Genomic DNA, 15,588 nt, shown 5'->3' with positions numbered 1-15,588 from the left:
GGGGGGGGGGGGGGGGCCCTTTTTGTATTAAATCCTTAAGGTGCAGCCTTGGCAAATTTTGATCCTCTCGATCTTCCGATAGAGTCCGTCGCCGGCGAGGCGGGGCTGGATGCCGAGCGCATGCAAGAGGAATGGCTGCGCCGTCGCTTTACCGAAACGCGGCCCTGGACGCCCGAAATCAACGTCGAGCAGCAGATGCGCCAGTCGGCTGGTACGCCGCGCCCGGCGGCAGTGCTGATGCCTATCGTGCTGCGTGCGGAAGGGCCGACGTTGCTGTTTACCCAGCGCACCGCCGATCTGAAGGACCATGCCGGGCAGATCAGCTTTCCCGGCGGCCGCACCGAGTTGAGCGACGTCTCGCCGATCGACACCGCCCTGCGCGAAACGGAAGAAGAAATCGGCCTGGCGCGACGCCATGTCGAGGTGATCGGTTCGCTGCCCGAATATTTCACCGGCACCGGCTATCGCGTCACACCGGTGGCCGGCCTGATCCGGCCACCGTTCAACATGGTGCCCGATCCGCGTGAAGTGGCCGAGATCTTCGAAGTGCCGTTGGCTTTCCTGATGGACGGCATGAACCACCAGCGCCGCACCATCGAATTGCCCAACGACCTCGGTCGCCGCACCTTCTACACCATGCCCTACGAGCGCTTCTTCATCTGGGGCGCGACCGCCGGCATGCTGCGCAACCTGTTCCATTTCCTGCGCAGCTGAGAGCGGAGCAGAGGAGGGCCGAAAGGCCTCGCTCACAGGGGAAATATCTCCGGCGGACAACATAAAACGTCAGGGATACTTGCTGCCGTTGTATCATTTACCTGTTTTCGCGAAGGTCGTGCGCTCTGTGCGAACTCATATTCGCTTGGCGTAAGTACCTCAGCAAGTACTTCAATAAGTACTTCAATAAGTACTCAGATAAGTACACCAATAAGCACACAAACAAGACTCACCAAAAGGCGGCTTGATGACATTTCTTTCCATACTCTTTGCGCTCCTGATCGAACAATTGAAGCCGCTGCGGGCGGACAATCCGATTTACGCCTGGATCAAGTCCTTCGCGGCCCGGATTGAAAACTGGTTCAACGCCGGTCATGCGCATCATGGACGTCTGGGATGGTTTGTCATGGTCGGCGCGCTGACGGTGCCGGCCGGCCTGATTTACTGGGTGTGCCTGCGCATCAGCCCGCTGGCGGCACTGGCCTGGAACGTGCTGATCGTTTACATGACGCTGGGCTTCCGCCACTACAGCCACTATTTCACTTCGATCCAGCTGGCGCTCAATACCGGCGATGACGTCGCCGCGCGCGCCTTGCTGGCCGAATGGACCAAGGAAGACACGTCGGACCTCGACGTCAGCGAGATTTCGCGCATCGCCGCCGAAAAAGCGCTGGTCACCACGCATCGCCATGTATTCGGCGTGTTTTTCTGGTTCCTGATGCCGGTCGGCCCGGCATTGGCCGTGATGTACCGCGTGTCGGAATACCTGGCGCGCGCCTGGAACGAGCCGGATCACATGAAGCAGGAAGTCTTCGGCCGTTTCGCCGAGCGTGCGTTCTACTGGATTGACTGGATTCCGGCACGCTTCACGGCGGCGGCGTTCGCGGTGGTCGGCAATTTCGAAGACGCGATTTACGCCTGGCGCAATTTTGCCGACCGCTGGCAGGACGAGGCCGTCGGCATCATCCTGTCGGCCGGCGGCGGCGCCATGGGCGTGCGCTTCGGCACACCGGCGGAATCCGCTTCAGGCGTGCTGCCGATCGATGCCGCGACCGTCGATTCGACGCTCGAAGCAGCCGATGGCTTCCCCGGCGACCAGCCTTCGCCGCGCACGCTGCAAAGCACGGTCGGCCTGGTCTGGCGCGCCATGTTGTTGTGGATGTTCCTCTTGTTGCTGCTGTCGGTGGCGGTCTGGATGGGATAAAGGCAAGGCAGGGTTGTCCGCAAGACAAGATTTGCGGGCGCTGCTGGTTGTCCAGATAGGGGTGTATCTCAAGTCTTCTATAAGATATAATACTTGGGTTTCGTCGGCTTCCCTCCCAAGAGGCAGGAAGCCATTTATGTGGCAAACGCCAGAGAACGAATTGCACGCATGGCAGATCCCATCAATACCACCAACGAGCCGGCACAAGAATTCATCATCATGGGTCTGACCCAAGATGGGAAGCAGTTCCGGCCCAGCGACTGGGCCGAACGTCTGTGTGGCGTCATGTCCTGTTTCCGCCCCGAAGGTTCGGGCGGCCGCAATGCTCACCTGCAATATTCCCCCTACGTATTACCGACCATGATCAACGGCGTCCGCTCGGTTGTCGTCAACGAAGCGCTCCGCGCGCTTGAGCCGCTGGCTTACCATTTCGTCCTGAATTTCGCCAAAGACAACAACCTGCAGGTGATCGACGCCTGTCTGCTGCCGGACCCAGCTTCCCGCAAGCCTTAGGGCTGCAGGACGCATTGCATCAGCGTCCGCCTGCAATTCGCGGATACTGATGCAATGAGTTCTAGTCGTCTCCTATCGCTCAAGCCTGCAGCGTGCGCCAGAGCCGTATGAGATGTGGCGGTTCCACGGAACCATATTTCCTGCGGAGAAGAAGCATCATGAAACATCGAATCGAACGAGACACCTTCGGCCCCATCGAGGTGCCTGACGATCGTTTGTGGGGCGCGCAAACGCAGCGCTCGCTGCACCATTTCCATATTTCCACCGAACGCATGCCGGCCGAACTGATCGTCGCGCTGGCGGCGGTCAAGCGCGCCTGCGCGAGCGTCAACCGCGACCTTGGCAAGCTCGACGCCAAGAAGGCGGAAGGCATCGTTGCCGCCGCCGACGAAGTGATCGCCGGCAAGCACCCACTGGAATTCCCGCTGTCGGTCTGGCAGACCGGTTCCGGCACGCAAAGCAACATGAACATGAACGAGGTGCTGGCCAATCGCGCGTCGGAACTGCTGGGCGGCGTGCGCGGCGAAGAGCGCAAGATCCATCCCAACGACGACGTCAACCAGAGCCAGTCGTCCAACGATATCTTCCCGACTGCGATGCACGTGGCCGCCAGTCTGGCGGTGGCGACACATCTGTTGCCCAAGCTGCACAAGCTGCGTGCGACGCTGGAACGCAAGTCGGAAGAGTTCAGGGACATCGTCAAGATCGGCCGCACCCATTTGCAGGACGCCACGCCGCTGACGCTGGGCCAGGAATTCTCGGGTTACATCGCGCAACTCACGCATGCCGAAATGGCGATCATCGCCACGCTCAACGCCGTCAGCGAACTGGCGGCCGGCGGCACCGCAGTCGGCACCGGCCTCAATGCGCATCCGGAGTTCGGCACGCGCGTCGCCGCCGAGCTGGAGAAGCATTACGGCTTCCCGTTCAAGACTGCACCCAACAAGTTTGCCGCGCTGGCCAGCCATGACGCGCTGGTGTCGGCGCACGGCGCCTTGAAGACCCTGGCGGCGGCGCTCATGAAGATCGCCAACGACGTACGCTGGCTGGCTTCCGGTCCGCGTTCCGGACTTGGCGAAATCACCATCCCCGAAAACGAACCGGGCAGCTCGATCATGCCGGGCAAGGTCAACCCGACTCAATGCGAAGCGCTGACCATGCTGTGCGCGCAGGTGTTCGGCAACGACGTCGCGATCAACATCGGCGGCGCTTCCGGCAATTTCGAACTGAACGTGTTCAAGCCGGTGATCGTCCACAACTTCCTGCAAAGCGTGCGCTTGCTGGCCGATGGCATGGACAGTTTCGACGACCACTGCGCGCAGGGCATTGAAGCCAACCGCGATCGCATTGCCGACCTGATGGAGCGTTCGCTGATGCTGGTGACCGCGCTGGCGCCGCATATCGGCTACGACAAGGCCGCCAAGATCGCCAAACAGGCGCATCACGACGGCACCACCTTGAAACAGGCCGCACTTGCGCTTGGTTATGTTACCGAAGAGCAGTTTGCGCTGTGGATCAAGCCGGAGGAAATGACCGGGCCGAAATAATTTCAAGCGACTTCCAGGGCCGTTTTTCAGTAGAATTTCCGTTTTGCCGACACGCCGCTTCCTGCAAGCGGCGTGTTCGTTTCCGATTCCCGGAAACCCGCATGTGTCCGGCTTTGTAGCGCCATGTACAGGTTTCTTAAATAGGGTTACGAATTGAAACAAAACCGTTGAAACCTGGCCGTTTTGCGTATATTTAATGAAGCGGGATGGCGAGTGCCGTCTCCACGAAATACGCGAGGCGAACATGAAAAAAGCAGCTTTATTGGGATTGCTTGCGCTTGGTTGCATGGCGGCAAGCGGGGCAAGCTCCGCACACACCCGTTTCGGTGTGTACATCGGCGGTCCCCTGTGGATACCGCCGCCGGCCTACTATCCGGCCCCGGTCTATTATCCGCCGCCGGTGTACGTCCAACCCGCTGCGCCGCCGGTCTACATCGAGCAAGGTCCGGCGCAGAGCAACTACTGGTACTACTGCCAGGAATCCAAAGGCTATTACCCCTACGTCCAGAGTTGCCCGAGCAACTGGATGAAGGTTGTGCCGAACGGTCCGAATGGCGGACAGCCGCCGCCGCAGTAACGCGCGGTCGCCGACAAGCTTCACACCAGTTCCAGATAGCTTTTTCAAGGATTACATCGTGAAACCAATTCATAAAACAGCCGGTACGCTCGGCGCTTTAACTGCCTTGCTGGTGTTGGGTGGTTGCGTCAGCGTGCCGACCGGCCCCTCCGTGATGGCCATGCCGGGCAACGGCAAGTCGTACGAGCAATTCCGCAGTGAACAGCAGCAATGCCAGCAATATGCCCAAGACGCCATCGGCGGCCAGGCGGCGCAGACGCAGAACAATGCCGCCAACAGCGCCGCCGTCGGTACCGCCGTCGGTGCGGTGGCCGGCGCCCTCATTGGCGCCGCCTCGGGCAATGCCGGTGCGGGCGCGGCCATCGGTGCAGGTGGGGGCTTGCTGGTGGGCAGCACCGCCGGCAGCAATGCTGCAGCGGGTGGCAATTACTCCATGCAGCAGCGCTACGACATGACCTATAGCCAATGCATGTACAGCAAGGGTAACCAGATCCAGACGCAGCAGCAGGCCACCACGGTCTACAGCTATCATCCGCGCCGCTACTACTATGCACCGCCGCCTCCGCCACCCGGTTACTACGGTCCTCCGCCGGGATATTATGGTCCGCCGCCGGGCGCGTACTGATGGCCTGATCCTCCCAAACCGCCTCCTGCAAACGAGGCGGTTTTTTCCTGGAAAGTGGGTCGGGCAGGGCTTTTGCGCTGCATCATGAGCAAGGCTTGATGCTATACTTCGCCGATGCAATACAGAATTCATCCCTCACTACAACTCCAGCATTGGTGGCGCACCTGATTCGGGTGGCCCGCTTTTGCACAGCTTAGTAGTACAGCTTTTGTCAATGTGATGCCGCCGGTCCGGGCGGCATTGTTTTATGCGGCGAGACTGGCAGCGTTCCGAAATTACCGGAGTGACCATGTCCTTGAATGTTTCGCCAGCCTCTGCACCATCTGCAACTTCCACCGTTTCCAACAAGCCGTCGGCCGCGCGTCCCATCGTCCTGACCGGCGACCGCCCGACCGGCCCTTTGCATCTGGGCCACTACATCGGCTCGCTGGTGTCGCGCGTGCAGCTGCAGGACGAGGCCAGCCAGTTCCTGCTGCTGGCCGACACCCAGGCCATGACCGACAACGTCGGCCGTCATCAGAAAGTCACCGAGAACGTCGTTGAAGTAGCGCTCGACTACCTCGCCGTCGGCATCGATCCGGAAAAATCCACCATTTTCATCCAGTCGCAAGTCACGGAGTTGTACGAGCTGTCGATGCACTTGCTCAATCTGGTTAGCGTGTCGCGTCTGGAACGCAATCCGACCATCAAGGAAGAGATTCGCCTGCGCGGTTTCGAGCGCGACATTCCGGCCGGTTTCCTGACGTATCCGGTCAGCCAGGCCGCCGACATCAGCGCCTTCAAGGCCACGCTGGTGCCGGTCGGCAACGACCAGTTGCCGATGATCGAGCAGACCAACGAACTGGTGCGCCGTTTCAACAACGTAGTCGGCAAGGACGTGCTGGTGGAGTGCAAGGAAGTGCTGTCTGAAACCGGCCGCCTGCCCGGCATCGACGGCAAGGCCAAGATGAGCAAGTCGCTGGGCAACTCGATCGCGCTGGGCGCCTCGCCGGCCGAGATCAAGCAGGCGGTGCAGCGCATGTACACCGACCCCAACCACTTGCGCGTCGATGATCCGGGCCAGGTCGAGGGCAATGTGGTCTTCACCTTCCTGGACGCCTTCGATCCGGACCGCGACGCCGTGGCCGAACTGAAGGCCCATTACACCCGTGGCGGCCTGGGCGACAGCGTGGTCAAGCGCCGTCTCGAAGGCATCCTGCAGGAAATGCTGGAACCCATCCGCACCCGCCGCGAACAATGGCAGCAGGAGCGCGGTGAAGTGCTGGCGATCCTGCGTCGCGGCACCGAGCGTGCGCGCGCAGCAGCTGCGCAGACGGTGTCGGAAGTGCGTGGCGCGCTCGGTCTGAATTACTTCTAAGCCGCTTTCAACGGATCCGGACGGGCGCTCAACGCGCCCGTTTTGCTTGCTTCAACGGCAACGACAGCAAGACTTCCAGTCCACCTTTGGCATGATTGCGCAGGTCCAGCAAGGCGCCGTGATTTTCCGCGATATTGCGTGCAATCGTCAGCCCCAGGCCGGTGCCGCCCGTGTCGCGCGAGCGTGATGTTTCAAGCCGGTAAAAAGGTTCGAACACCGTTTCCAGCTGGCCCTCGGGAATACCGGGGCCATGATCGCGGATGCGGATCAGCACCCGGTTGGGCAGCAGGTCGTCGAGCGCGATCGATACCTCGGCGCGCTGGCCGTATTTGAAAGCATTGTCGAGCAGGTTGGTCAGGCAGCGCCGCAGTGCGTTGGGCTGGGCCACCACAAAGGCGCGCGTGCGGCCTTGCAGTTCAACCTGCTGGCCGGCATCCGATGCGTCGGCGCACACGCTGTCGAGCAGAGAATCGATGTCCAGCCGCTGCATCGCTTCCGACGAATCCATGCTGCGCGCCAGATCCAGTCCCTCGCGCACCATGTCTTGCATCACGGCAAGGTCATCCACCAGCTTTTGTTGCAATTCCTTGTCTTCCACTTTTTCCAGCCGCAGGCGCAGGCGCGTCAGCGGCGTCTGCAAATCATGCGTGATCGCCGCCAGCATGTGGGTGCGGTGCTGGATCTGGCGCCGGATGCGCGTCTGCATGGCGTTGAAGGCGGGTCGCCCGGCATGTGCAGGCGCAGGCGCAGCAGCGCCTTGTCGCGCAGGCTGACATAGATGACGCGGCAGGTTTCCATGCGCGGTCGTTCGGCGCGGTCATGGCCATCCGGCGGGGCATTGCGCGGCCGGCGCGGCGCGCAGTCGGTCTCGCGCTGGACCACGATCTGGCGGTCTTCGCCCAGCCGTGATTTCAGCATGTCGGCCATCGGACCGGTGCTGGGGCTCTGCATGTCGCCGACTTCATTGACGAAACCCGCCTCGAAGCCGAAATTGTCGGCCGCGTGCAGGACCACGTCGCGCGCCTGCGGCGTAAGCGGATCGAGCGCCTGCACCACCTGTTCGACGCGCTCGGCGACGTGCTGGTAGCGCAGTTCGCGCATGGTGTTGCGACGCTCGTTGGAGGCCAGCCAGGTGGTCGTGACGGTCGCCACCAGGATGCCCGCCAGCAGGATCAGGAAGACGCGGTTGCCGATCGAGCCGACGAACTCGCGCAGGGGGGCGAAGAGATGATTCATCCGGCGTCTTCCAATGTCACGGTGGTGGCCAGCACGTAACCCTCATTGCGGACGGTCTTGATGATGGTCGGGGTACGGGCATCGTCGCCCAGCTTCTGGCGCAGGCGACTGATCTGGATGTCGACCGAGCGATCGAAAGGATCGGCTTCGCGGCCCTGGGTCAGCTCCAGCAACTGGTCGCGGTTGAGGATGCGGTTGGGATGGTCGAGGAATACCTTGAGCATGCGGAACTCCGCTCCCGACAAGGCCACCACCACGCCCTCCGGGTTGAGCAGATGGCGCGCCGTCAGGTCCAGCGTCCAGCCGGAGAAATGCATGGTCTTTGCTTCCGGCCGCATCATGCTCGGCGGCAGCGCCTGGGTCCGGCGCAACACGCTGCGTATGCGGGCGAACAATTCGCGCGGCTCGAACGGCTTGGCCAGGTAATCGTCGGCGCCCATTTCCAGGCCGAGGATGCGATCCAGCGGTTCGCCGCGCGCGGTCAGCATGATCACCGGCACGTTCGACTGGGCGCGCAGGTTGCGGCACAGCGTCAGGCCGTCCTCGCCGGGCAGCGTCAGGTCCAGCACGATCAGGTCCACGCGCGATTCGTCGAGCACCTTGCGCATGTCGGCGCCGTTGGTCGCCGTCAGTGTGCGGAAACCATTGGCGTCGAGGTACTCCGCCAGCAGGGTGCGGATTTCGCGGTCGTCATCGACCACCAGAATGTGAGAATTTGTATCCATGGCAGCCATTATGACTACTCCAGAAAATGGGGTGACGCTGAATTGTATATTGGGATAACAGGCGGCCCTCCGGACATAGAGCGAAACAAAGCAGCCGCCGGCATATACAGAGCGATACAAATCGTGGGACAAGGGAAAAACCGCGGTTACACCTGAAGCGTTAAATGTGAACTGTGCAGATAACGCACCCAACACGAAAGGAATCACCATGTTGAATCTGAAAAAACACCTGATGATCGGCGTCGCCGCCGCAGGTATCGGTCTGACCGCCATGTCTTCATTCGCCCAGATGCCGCCGGCAGGTCCGGGTGGCCCAGATGGACGCCACATGCCGACCCCCGAGCAGATCGCCAAATTCGAGCAGCACCGCGCCAAACGCCAGGCAGCCTTGCACGACAAACTGAAGATCACTGCGGCCCAGGAAGGCGCCTGGAAGACCTTCACCGACAAGACCACGCCGCAGCGCCCGGCCACGCCGCCGGCCCGTCCGGACAAGGATGAATGGAACAAGCTGACCACGCCGGAACGCCTGGACCGCCATCTGGACCGGATGAAGCAGATGGAAGCCCGCATGACGGACCATATCGCCGCCACCAAGGAGTTCTACGCCGTCCTGTCGCCTGAGCAGCAAAAGGTGTTCGACCAGGAATTCCGCAAGATGGAAGAGCATCGTTTCAAACACGGCCGCTTTGGCGATGATCACGGTCGCGATCACGGCAAGCGCGATGCTCCTGCAACTGCGCCTGCTCCAGCCAAGTAAGCGACCTTGGCAATTCGAAACCTTGCGCAATGTTGCGCAAGGTTTTTTGTCTTTCTTTCATTTTTTTTGCTTATTTGGCATGAAGATATACGGTATCGATCATCGTTCCGTCATGCTTCTGCACCATAATAACGAGTTGGCGTGTTGCCATGCGCCTGCGAGCGCATTTCCTGAAGACCATCCCTCCGGCCGCCAGAGCAGGGCTGTCGGGGTTGTGCGGATCTTCATGAAATGTCTTGATCCATATTGATTTGTCCGATTCCCCGTCCCCAAGATGACTACAACACCAACTCCCGACAATAATCAACCGCCATCTTCCCCCTTGTCCTCCAGGAAATCGCCCGGCTTGCTCAAGCGCTGGTGGTTCTGGGCCTTGCTGGTCATCCTGGTTGGCGGAGGTTATTACTATTGGCATCACAAGCGCGCGGCAGCGGCCGAGCAGGCCCAGAACGGCGGCGGCCAATGGCAAGGGGGCGGCGGCAAGGGCAAACGCGGCGGGCCTCCGGGCGGCGGCTTCGGCGGCATGGGCTTGTCGCCGGTGGGCGTGGCGGTGGCCAGGATTTCGGACGTCAACATCTACCTGACCGGTCTCGGCGGCGTCACGCCGACCGCCACCGCCACGGTACGCAGCCGCGTCGACGGCCAGCTCATGAAGCTGCATTTCAAGGAAGGCCAACTGGTCAAGGAGGGCGACTTGCTGGCCGAGCTCGATGCGCGTCCCTATCAGGTTGCGGTGACCCAGGCGGAAGGCCAGCTGGCGCGTGATCAGGCGCAACTGGGCGCGGCCCGGCTCGATCTCCAGCGCTACCGCACACTGTTGTCGCAGGATTCCATCGCTAGCCAGCAGGTCGACACGCAAGCCGCGCTGGTCAAGCAACTGGAAGGCACCGTCAAATCCGACCAGGGCAACCTGGCCAGTGCGCGCCTGCAACTGACCTATTCGCGCGTGACCGCGCCGGTCAGCGGCCGCCTCGGCCTGCGCCAGGTCGACATCGGCAACATCGTGCATTCCAGCGACACCAACGGCATCGTCATCATCACCCAGGTGCAGCCGATCACGGCCGTGTTCAGCATCCCCGAAGACAATATCCCGGCCGTCATGAAGCAACTGCAGGCCGGCAAGAAACTGCCGACCGACGCCTGGGACCGCGACCAGAAGAACAAGCTCGCCAGCGGCATGCTGCTGACCATCGATAACCAGGTCGACGCCACCACCGGCACCATCAAGCTCAAGGCGCAATTTCCCAACACCGACTATGCGCTGTTCCCGAATCAGTTCGTCAACATCCGCATGCTGCTCGACACCCGCAAGGATGCCGTGACGATCCCCACGGCGGCGCTGCAACGCGGCTCCAAGGGCTTGTTCGTGTACGTGGTCAAGTCCGACAATACCGTCACCGTGCGCAACGTCAAGACCGGTCCGGCGCAGGGCGACATCACCGCGATTGAAGACGGCGTCGCCAGCGGCGAAACCGTGGTGGTCGACGGCATCGACCGTCTGCGCGAAGGCGCCAAGGTCGAACCTGTAGTGCGCGGCGGCGCTGACGATCCGGCCAACAAGCTGACCGAGAAAGCCGGTCCGCGTCGACATAAACGCGACGGCGCCGCCGGCGAAGCGCAAAGTGGACAGGGCGGCCAGGACATGACGCCCGAAGAACGCCAGAAGCGCTGGGCCGAACTCAACAAACGCATCGACGCCGGTGAATTCGGCGAAGAGATCAAGAAGCTGCCGGAAGACCAGCGTCGCCAGCGCATGATGGAAATGCGCCGCCAGCAACGCAGCACCACGGAAGGCACGCCGGCTGCGCCTGCAGCTGCACCTGCACCCGCACCCGCTGCGACGAAATAAGGCGGCCGCATGAATCCATCACGCCTGTTCATCCTGCGGCCGGTGGCGACCTCGCTGCTGATGCTGGCGATTCTGCTGGTCGGTATCGTCGCCTATAAACAGCTGCCGCTTTCGGCGCTGCCGGAAGTCGACTATCCGACCATCCAGGTCGTCACGCTCTATCCCGGCGCCAGCCCCGATGTGATGACCTCGTCGGTCACCGCGCCGCTGGAACGCCAGTTCGGCCAGATGCCCGGCCTCAACCAGATGTCGTCGACCAGCTCGGGCGGCGCTTCGGTGATCACGCTGCAATTCAATCTCGACCTCAGCCTCGACATCGCCGAGCAGGAAGTGCAGGCCGCCATCAACGCCGGCGGCAATCTGTTGCCGTCCGACTTGCCGGCGCCGCCGATCTACAGCAAGGTCAATCCGGCCGACACGCCGATCCTGACGCTGGCGGTGACGTCCAGGACGCTGCCGCTACCCAGGGTGCAGGACCTGATCGACACGCGCCTGGCGCAAAAGATTTCGCAGCTCTCCGGCGTCGGCCTGGTCAGTTTGTCGGGCGGCCAGCGTCCTGCCGTACGCATGCAGTTGAATCCGCGCGCCATCGCCGCATTGGGCATGAACCTGGATGACATCCGCACCGCCATCGGCAACGCCAACGTCAACCAGGCCAAGGGCAGTTTCGACGGCCCGGCGCGCGCCTCGACCATCGATGCCAACGACCAGTTGAAGTCCGCCGACGAATACCGCAATCTCATCATCGGCTACAAGAACGGCGCGCCGATCCGCGTATCGGACGTGGCCGACGTGGTCGACGCCGCGGAGAACGTCCGCCTCGGCGCCTGGGCCAACGACTCCGCCGCCGTGATCGTCAACATCCAGCGCCAGCCGGGCGCGAATGTGATCGCCGTGGTCGACAGCATCAAGAAGATCCTGCCGACCTTGCAGGCCAGCCTGCCGGGCGCGATCGACGTGCATATCCTGACCGACCGCACCACCACCATCCGCGCCTCGGTGGACGATGTGAAATTCGAGCTGCTGCTCTCGGTGGCGCTGGTGGTGATGGTGATCGCCGACGCGCAGGAATTGCTTCGATTGTTCGTACACGACCACGTCATGGCCGGCGCGATGCAGGGCGATGGCAGCGGTCAGACCGCCGATGCCCGCGCCGAGAATACCGATTTTGAAAGAAGACATATGACTTGCTCCGATTACTTGTGGGTCGGCTGACGGTCGGTCAGGAATTTTCCGGTCGGCCCTTGCGCATTCTTTTGACGACGCGTGTTGCCGTCGATGCCGCCATCGATCGCCCATTCGGCGAACACGGTCGGACCCGGTTCGAAATCGCGTGGCTCCCAGTCGGCATCGAGCTGGTCTTCATCGGCGTAGTACTCGATCAGGCCGCCGGCGGGATTCTTGAAGTACCAGAAATAGGCCGACGAGATCGGATGACGGCCCGGGCCCAGTTGCGTGTCCCAACCCTTGCGCGACATGTGCATGCCGCCGCCGAAGACTTCGTGAATATCGCGCACGGTGAAGGCCACGTGGTTCAGGCCCGAACGTGCTTCCGGCGGTTGCAGCAGGAAGATGTCGTGATGGCCGCCGACGTCGGCGCAACGCAGGAAGGCGCCGCGTTCCGGATAGCGGTCGGAGGGAACGAAGCCGAAGTTCTCGCAGTAGAATTTTTCGCAGGCCTTGACGTCCCTGACGAAGAACACGACGTGGCCGACTTCGATCGGCGAGGCATGGTCATAGACCGGGCTGCGCTGGTTGACGCGGTTCTTTTCGTTCCAGGTGTTCATGGTGGCGCACTCGACTTGCACGTCGCGCTTTTGCGAAACCTGGAAACTCACCGCAAGACCGTTGGGATCGGTGCAGCCGACACGTTTTCCGTCATTGAAATACCCCGGCAGATCCTTGATGCGCTCTGCGAATTTCGGCAACACCTCTGCGGCGGATACGCCCCACACCACTTCACGCAATGTCGGGCCGGCTTCGATGGCCGGCGGCAGCGTCGGATCGGCGCTGTTGCGCACGATCACGCGGCAACCGTTTTGCGATTCGAACACCAGCGCCTCGGCGCTCTCCTGCGCCAGCGTCATGCCCCAGTCGAGGAAGAACTGGCGGCAGGCGGGCATGTCATCCGCGCCGTAAGTGATTTCGTCGATACCTGATACGTCAATTCCAGCCATTTGTTTCTCCTTGAACTCAGCCTGCCCACGGCAACGGGTTTTCATTCAGCCCCCAATACATGCTCTTCTGCTCCATGTATTGCAGGATGCCGAGGCGGCCCTTTTCGCGTCCGAGGCCGCTGTCGCGCCAGCCGCCGAAGGGCGTCGAAATCGAAAATTGTTTATAGGTATTGATCCACACGTTGCCGGCCTGTACCGCGCGGCCGAAACGCCAGGCCTTCTTGTAGTCGCGCGTCCAGATGCCGGCCGCCAGCGCATACACGCTGTCGTTGGCTTGTGCGATCAGGTCCTCTTCGTTGTCGAACGGCATCGCCGCCAGCACCGGTCCGAAGATTTCTTCCTGGCAGATCCGCTGGTCGTTGGTGACGCCTTCGATGATGGTCGGCGCGTAGTAGTAACCGCGTGCAAACTGATCGCCTGCAAGACGCGTACCACCGGTACGGATACGGCCGCCATCCCAGTTCCAGCGAGACGGGCATCATCTTGTCGGCGGCGATGTGGGCGATATGCTTGCCGGTGGTGGTGCCGCCGGTGAAGGACACGCGCTTGACCAGCGGATGCAGCGTGATGGCGTCGCCGATCACCGAGCCCTTGCCGGGCAAGACGCTGATGAGGCCTTTCGGCACGCCGGCTTCTTCGCAGATCCTGGCCAGTTCCAGCGCCATCAATGGCGTGACTTCGGCAGGCTTGACCACCACGGCGTTGCCGGCGGCCAGTGCGGGCGCCATCTTTTGCGCTTCGCTGGCGATCGGCGAATTCCATGGCGTGATCGCAGCGACCACACCCATGGCTTCGTAGACGCTCATGGTCAGGTTGTCGCCGCGCATTGGCGTGATGGTTTCTTCCAGTGTCTCGCAGGCAGCAGCAAAGAACTGGAAGGTCGCAGCCGCGCTGCCGACCAGGTTGCGCGTTTCCGTAATCGGCTTGCCGTTGTCGAGACGCTGGCGTTGCGCCAATGCTTCGCCGCGTTCACGGATCAGTTGCGCGACACGGTACAGGACGATGGCGCGTTCATGCGGTTTCTTCTGCGCCCAACCGCTGGTGCGGAAGGCTTTGTCGGCGCCCCACCCCCCCGCCCAGTTCCAGCGAGACGGGCATCATCTTGTCGGCGGCGATGTGGGCGATATGCTTGCCGGTGGTGGTGCCGCCGGTGAAGGACACGCGCTTGACCAGCGGATGCAGCGTGATGGCGTCGCCGATCACCGAGCCCTTGCCGGGCAAGACGCTGATGAGGCCTTTCGGCACGCCGGCTTCTTCGCAGATCCTGGCCAGTTCCAGCGCCATCAATGGCGTGACTTCGGCAGGCTTGACCACCACGGCGTTGCCGGCGGCCAGTGCGGGCGCCATCTTTTGCGCTTCGCTGGCGATCGGCGAATTCCATGGCGTGATCGCAGCGACCACACCCATGGCTTCGTAGACGCTCATGGTCAGGTTGTCGCCGCGCATTGGCGTGATGGTTTCTTCCAGTGTCTCGCAGGCAGCAGCAAAGAACTGGAAGGTCGCAGCCGCGCTGCCGACCAGGTTGCGCGTTTCCGTAATCGGCTTGCCGTTGTCGAGACGCTGGCGTTGCGCCAATGCTTCGCCGCGTTCACGGATCAGTTGCGCGACACGGTACAGGACGATGGCGCGTTCATGCGGTTTCTTCTGCGCCCAACCGCTGGTGCGGAAGGGTCCGAGGCCGCTGTCGCGCCAGCCGCCGAAGGGCGTCGAAATCGAAAATTGTTTATAGGTATTGATCCACACGTTGCCGGCCTGTACCGCGCGGCCGAAACGCCAGGCCTTCTTGTAGTCGCGCGTCCAGATGCCGGCCGCCAGCGCATACACGCTGTCGTTGGCTTGTGCGATCAGGTCCTCTTCGTTGTCGAACGGCATCGCCGCCAGCACCGGTCCGAAGATTTCTTCCTGGCAGATCCGCTGGTCGTTGGTGACGCCTTCGATGATGGTCGGCGCGTAGTAGTAACCGCGTGCAAACTGATCGCCTGCAAGACGCGTACCACCGGTACGGATACGGCCGCCATCGGCGACGCCGATGGAGACGTAAGACTCGATGCCTTCGCGATGGCGCGCAGTGATCAGCGGGCCCATTTGGGTACGCTCATCGGCCGGATCGCCGACGCGCAAGGCTGCGGCGCCCGCGGCCAGGCGCTCCATGAAACTATCGTAGATGCTGCGCGCCACGAACAGGCGCGAACCGGCGATACAGGACTCGCCCGAGCTGCTGAAAATGCCGTACAGCACGCCGGCCACGGCGTGGTCGATGTCGGCGTCGTCGAACACCATGGTCGGCGACTTGCCGCCCAGTTC

The 15,588-nt window shown here is 62.0% G+C and carries 12 protein-coding genes and 6 pseudogenes; 11 read left to right on the top strand and 7 right to left on the bottom strand.

Features of this window, described 5'->3' with window-relative positions; all coding sequences use genetic code 11:
* Positions 1-48: 48 nt before the first annotated feature.
* The 7 genes from HLUSI_RS0124275 (at position 49) to trpS (ending at position 6,537) form a co-directional block, all read left to right on the top strand.
* The gene (locus tag HLUSI_RS0124275) at positions 49-714 is read left to right on the top strand and encodes a CoA pyrophosphatase (protein ID WP_029363978.1); all 666 of its coding nucleotides are present in this window, start codon (positions 49-51) and stop codon (positions 712-714) included.
* A gap of 247 nt (positions 715-961) precedes the next feature.
* Complete coding sequence (locus HLUSI_RS0124270; protein WP_016836401.1) at positions 962-1,918, top strand: CobD/CbiB family protein; 957 nt, start codon at positions 962-964, stop codon at positions 1,916-1,918.
* A gap of 168 nt (positions 1,919-2,086) precedes the next feature.
* Positions 2,087-2,431, top strand: a complete 345-nt coding sequence (locus HLUSI_RS0124265) for a DUF3579 domain-containing protein (protein WP_016836400.1) — start codon at positions 2,087-2,089, stop codon at positions 2,429-2,431.
* Between the two features lie 158 nt (positions 2,432-2,589).
* Entirely contained in the window at positions 2,590-3,978 is a 1,389-nt protein-coding gene (fumC, locus tag HLUSI_RS0124260; protein ID WP_016836399.1) for a class II fumarate hydratase, read from the top strand.
* A gap of 244 nt (positions 3,979-4,222) precedes the next feature.
* Complete coding sequence (locus HLUSI_RS0124255) at positions 4,223-4,555, top strand: hypothetical protein (RefSeq protein WP_029363977.1); 333 nt, start codon at positions 4,223-4,225, stop codon at positions 4,553-4,555.
* Positions 4,556-4,613: 58 nt separating this feature from the next.
* A complete protein-coding gene (locus HLUSI_RS0124250) occupies positions 4,614-5,180 on the top strand; it encodes a glycine zipper family protein (RefSeq protein ID WP_029363976.1) in 567 nt (188 codons plus the stop codon).
* Positions 5,181-5,469: 289 nt separating this feature from the next.
* Complete coding sequence (trpS, locus tag HLUSI_RS0124245) at positions 5,470-6,537, top strand: tryptophan--tRNA ligase (protein WP_016836396.1); 1,068 nt, start codon at positions 5,470-5,472, stop codon at positions 6,535-6,537.
* 28 nt (positions 6,538-6,565) lie between these two features.
* Here the strand turns inward: trpS and HLUSI_RS30535 are convergent.
* A pseudogene (locus HLUSI_RS30535) lies at positions 6,566-7,752 on the bottom strand (sensor histidine kinase).
* A 17-nt stretch (positions 7,753-7,769) separates the two neighbouring features.
* On the bottom strand, positions 7,770-8,498 hold the full coding sequence (locus tag HLUSI_RS0124235; protein ID WP_193365593.1) for a response regulator: 729 nt from the start codon (positions 8,496-8,498) through the stop codon (positions 7,770-7,772).
* Positions 8,499-8,706: 208 nt separating this feature from the next.
* Here HLUSI_RS0124235 and HLUSI_RS0124230 point away from each other — a divergent pair, with 208 nt between their 5' ends.
* The 4 genes and pseudogenes from HLUSI_RS0124230 to HLUSI_RS0124220 form a co-directional block, all read left to right on the top strand.
* Positions 8,707-9,258: a Spy/CpxP family protein refolding chaperone gene (locus tag HLUSI_RS0124230; protein ID WP_016836394.1), complete on the top strand. Its 552-nt coding sequence runs from the start codon at positions 8,707-8,709 to the stop codon at positions 9,256-9,258.
* Positions 9,224-9,508 (top strand): hypothetical protein, encoded by a 285-nt coding sequence (locus tag HLUSI_RS33145; protein ID WP_162098095.1) that lies wholly within the window; start codon positions 9,224-9,226, stop codon positions 9,506-9,508. The genes HLUSI_RS0124230 and HLUSI_RS33145 overlap by 35 nt, the downstream gene beginning before the upstream one ends.
* Positions 9,509-9,532: 24 nt before the next feature.
* Positions 9,533-11,107: an MdtA/MuxA family multidrug efflux RND transporter periplasmic adaptor subunit gene (locus tag HLUSI_RS0124225; protein ID WP_029363975.1), complete on the top strand. Its 1,575-nt coding sequence runs from the start codon at positions 9,533-9,535 to the stop codon at positions 11,105-11,107.
* A 9-nt stretch (positions 11,108-11,116) separates the two neighbouring features.
* Positions 11,117-12,163, top strand: a pseudogene (locus tag HLUSI_RS0124220) (efflux RND transporter permease subunit); the annotation flags it as partial.
* On the opposite strand, the pseudogene HLUSI_RS32085 reads toward HLUSI_RS0124220, so the two are convergent.
* The 5 genes and pseudogenes from HLUSI_RS32085 to HLUSI_RS33645 all read right to left on the bottom strand — a co-directional run.
* Positions 12,164-12,289 (bottom strand): annotated as a pseudogene (locus HLUSI_RS32085) (NAD(P)-binding protein); the annotation flags it as partial. It abuts the pseudogene before it with no gap.
* 14 nt (positions 12,290-12,303) lie between these two features.
* Positions 12,304-13,284, bottom strand: coding sequence for a VOC family protein (locus HLUSI_RS0124215; protein ID WP_016836391.1), 981 nt, complete (start codon positions 13,282-13,284; stop codon positions 12,304-12,306).
* 16 nt (positions 13,285-13,300) lie between these two features.
* A pseudogene (locus HLUSI_RS30530) lies at positions 13,301-14,345 on the bottom strand (aldehyde dehydrogenase family protein); the annotation flags it as partial.
* A 10-nt stretch (positions 14,346-14,355) separates the two neighbouring features.
* Positions 14,356-14,952 (bottom strand): annotated as a pseudogene (locus tag HLUSI_RS33650) (aldehyde dehydrogenase family protein); the annotation flags it as partial.
* Positions 14,953-14,955: 3 nt separating this feature from the next.
* Positions 14,956-15,588, bottom strand: a pseudogene (locus HLUSI_RS33645) (aldehyde dehydrogenase family protein); the annotation flags it as partial.

The sequence above is a fragment of the Herbaspirillum lusitanum P6-12 genome (genome assembly GCF_000256565.1).
Classification (GTDB): domain Bacteria; phylum Pseudomonadota; class Gammaproteobacteria; order Burkholderiales; family Burkholderiaceae_D; genus Herbaspirillum; species Herbaspirillum lusitanum.
Note: the sequence above shows the minus strand (reverse complement) of the source record. Positions and strands in the feature narration are given on the sequence as shown.

Excerpts from the sequence above, each read along its gene's own strand:
- HLUSI_RS0124270 (WP_016836401.1), top strand. The coding sequence starts at position 962 with ATGACATTTCTTTCCATACTCTTTGCGCTCCTGATCGAACAATTGAAG.
- HLUSI_RS0124265 (WP_016836400.1), top strand. The coding sequence starts at position 2,087 with ATGGCAGATCCCATCAATACCACCAACGAGCCGGCACAAGAATTCATC.
- fumC (WP_016836399.1), top strand. The coding sequence starts at position 2,590 with ATGAAACATCGAATCGAACGAGACACCTTCGGCCCCATCGAGGTGCCT.
- HLUSI_RS0124255 (WP_029363977.1), top strand. The coding sequence starts at position 4,223 with ATGAAAAAAGCAGCTTTATTGGGATTGCTTGCGCTTGGTTGCATGGCG.
- trpS (WP_016836396.1), top strand. The coding sequence starts at position 5,470 with ATGTCCTTGAATGTTTCGCCAGCCTCTGCACCATCTGCAACTTCCACC.
- HLUSI_RS0124235 (WP_193365593.1), bottom strand. The coding sequence starts at position 8,498 with ATGGATACAAATTCTCACATTCTGGTGGTCGATGACGACCGCGAAATC.
- HLUSI_RS0124230 (WP_016836394.1), top strand. The coding sequence starts at position 8,707 with ATGTTGAATCTGAAAAAACACCTGATGATCGGCGTCGCCGCCGCAGGT.
- HLUSI_RS33145 (WP_162098095.1), top strand. The coding sequence starts at position 9,224 with ATGCTCCTGCAACTGCGCCTGCTCCAGCCAAGTAAGCGACCTTGGCAA.
- HLUSI_RS0124225 (WP_029363975.1), top strand. The coding sequence starts at position 9,533 with ATGACTACAACACCAACTCCCGACAATAATCAACCGCCATCTTCCCCC.
- HLUSI_RS0124215 (WP_016836391.1), bottom strand. The coding sequence starts at position 13,284 with ATGGCTGGAATTGACGTATCAGGTATCGACGAAATCACTTACGGCGCG.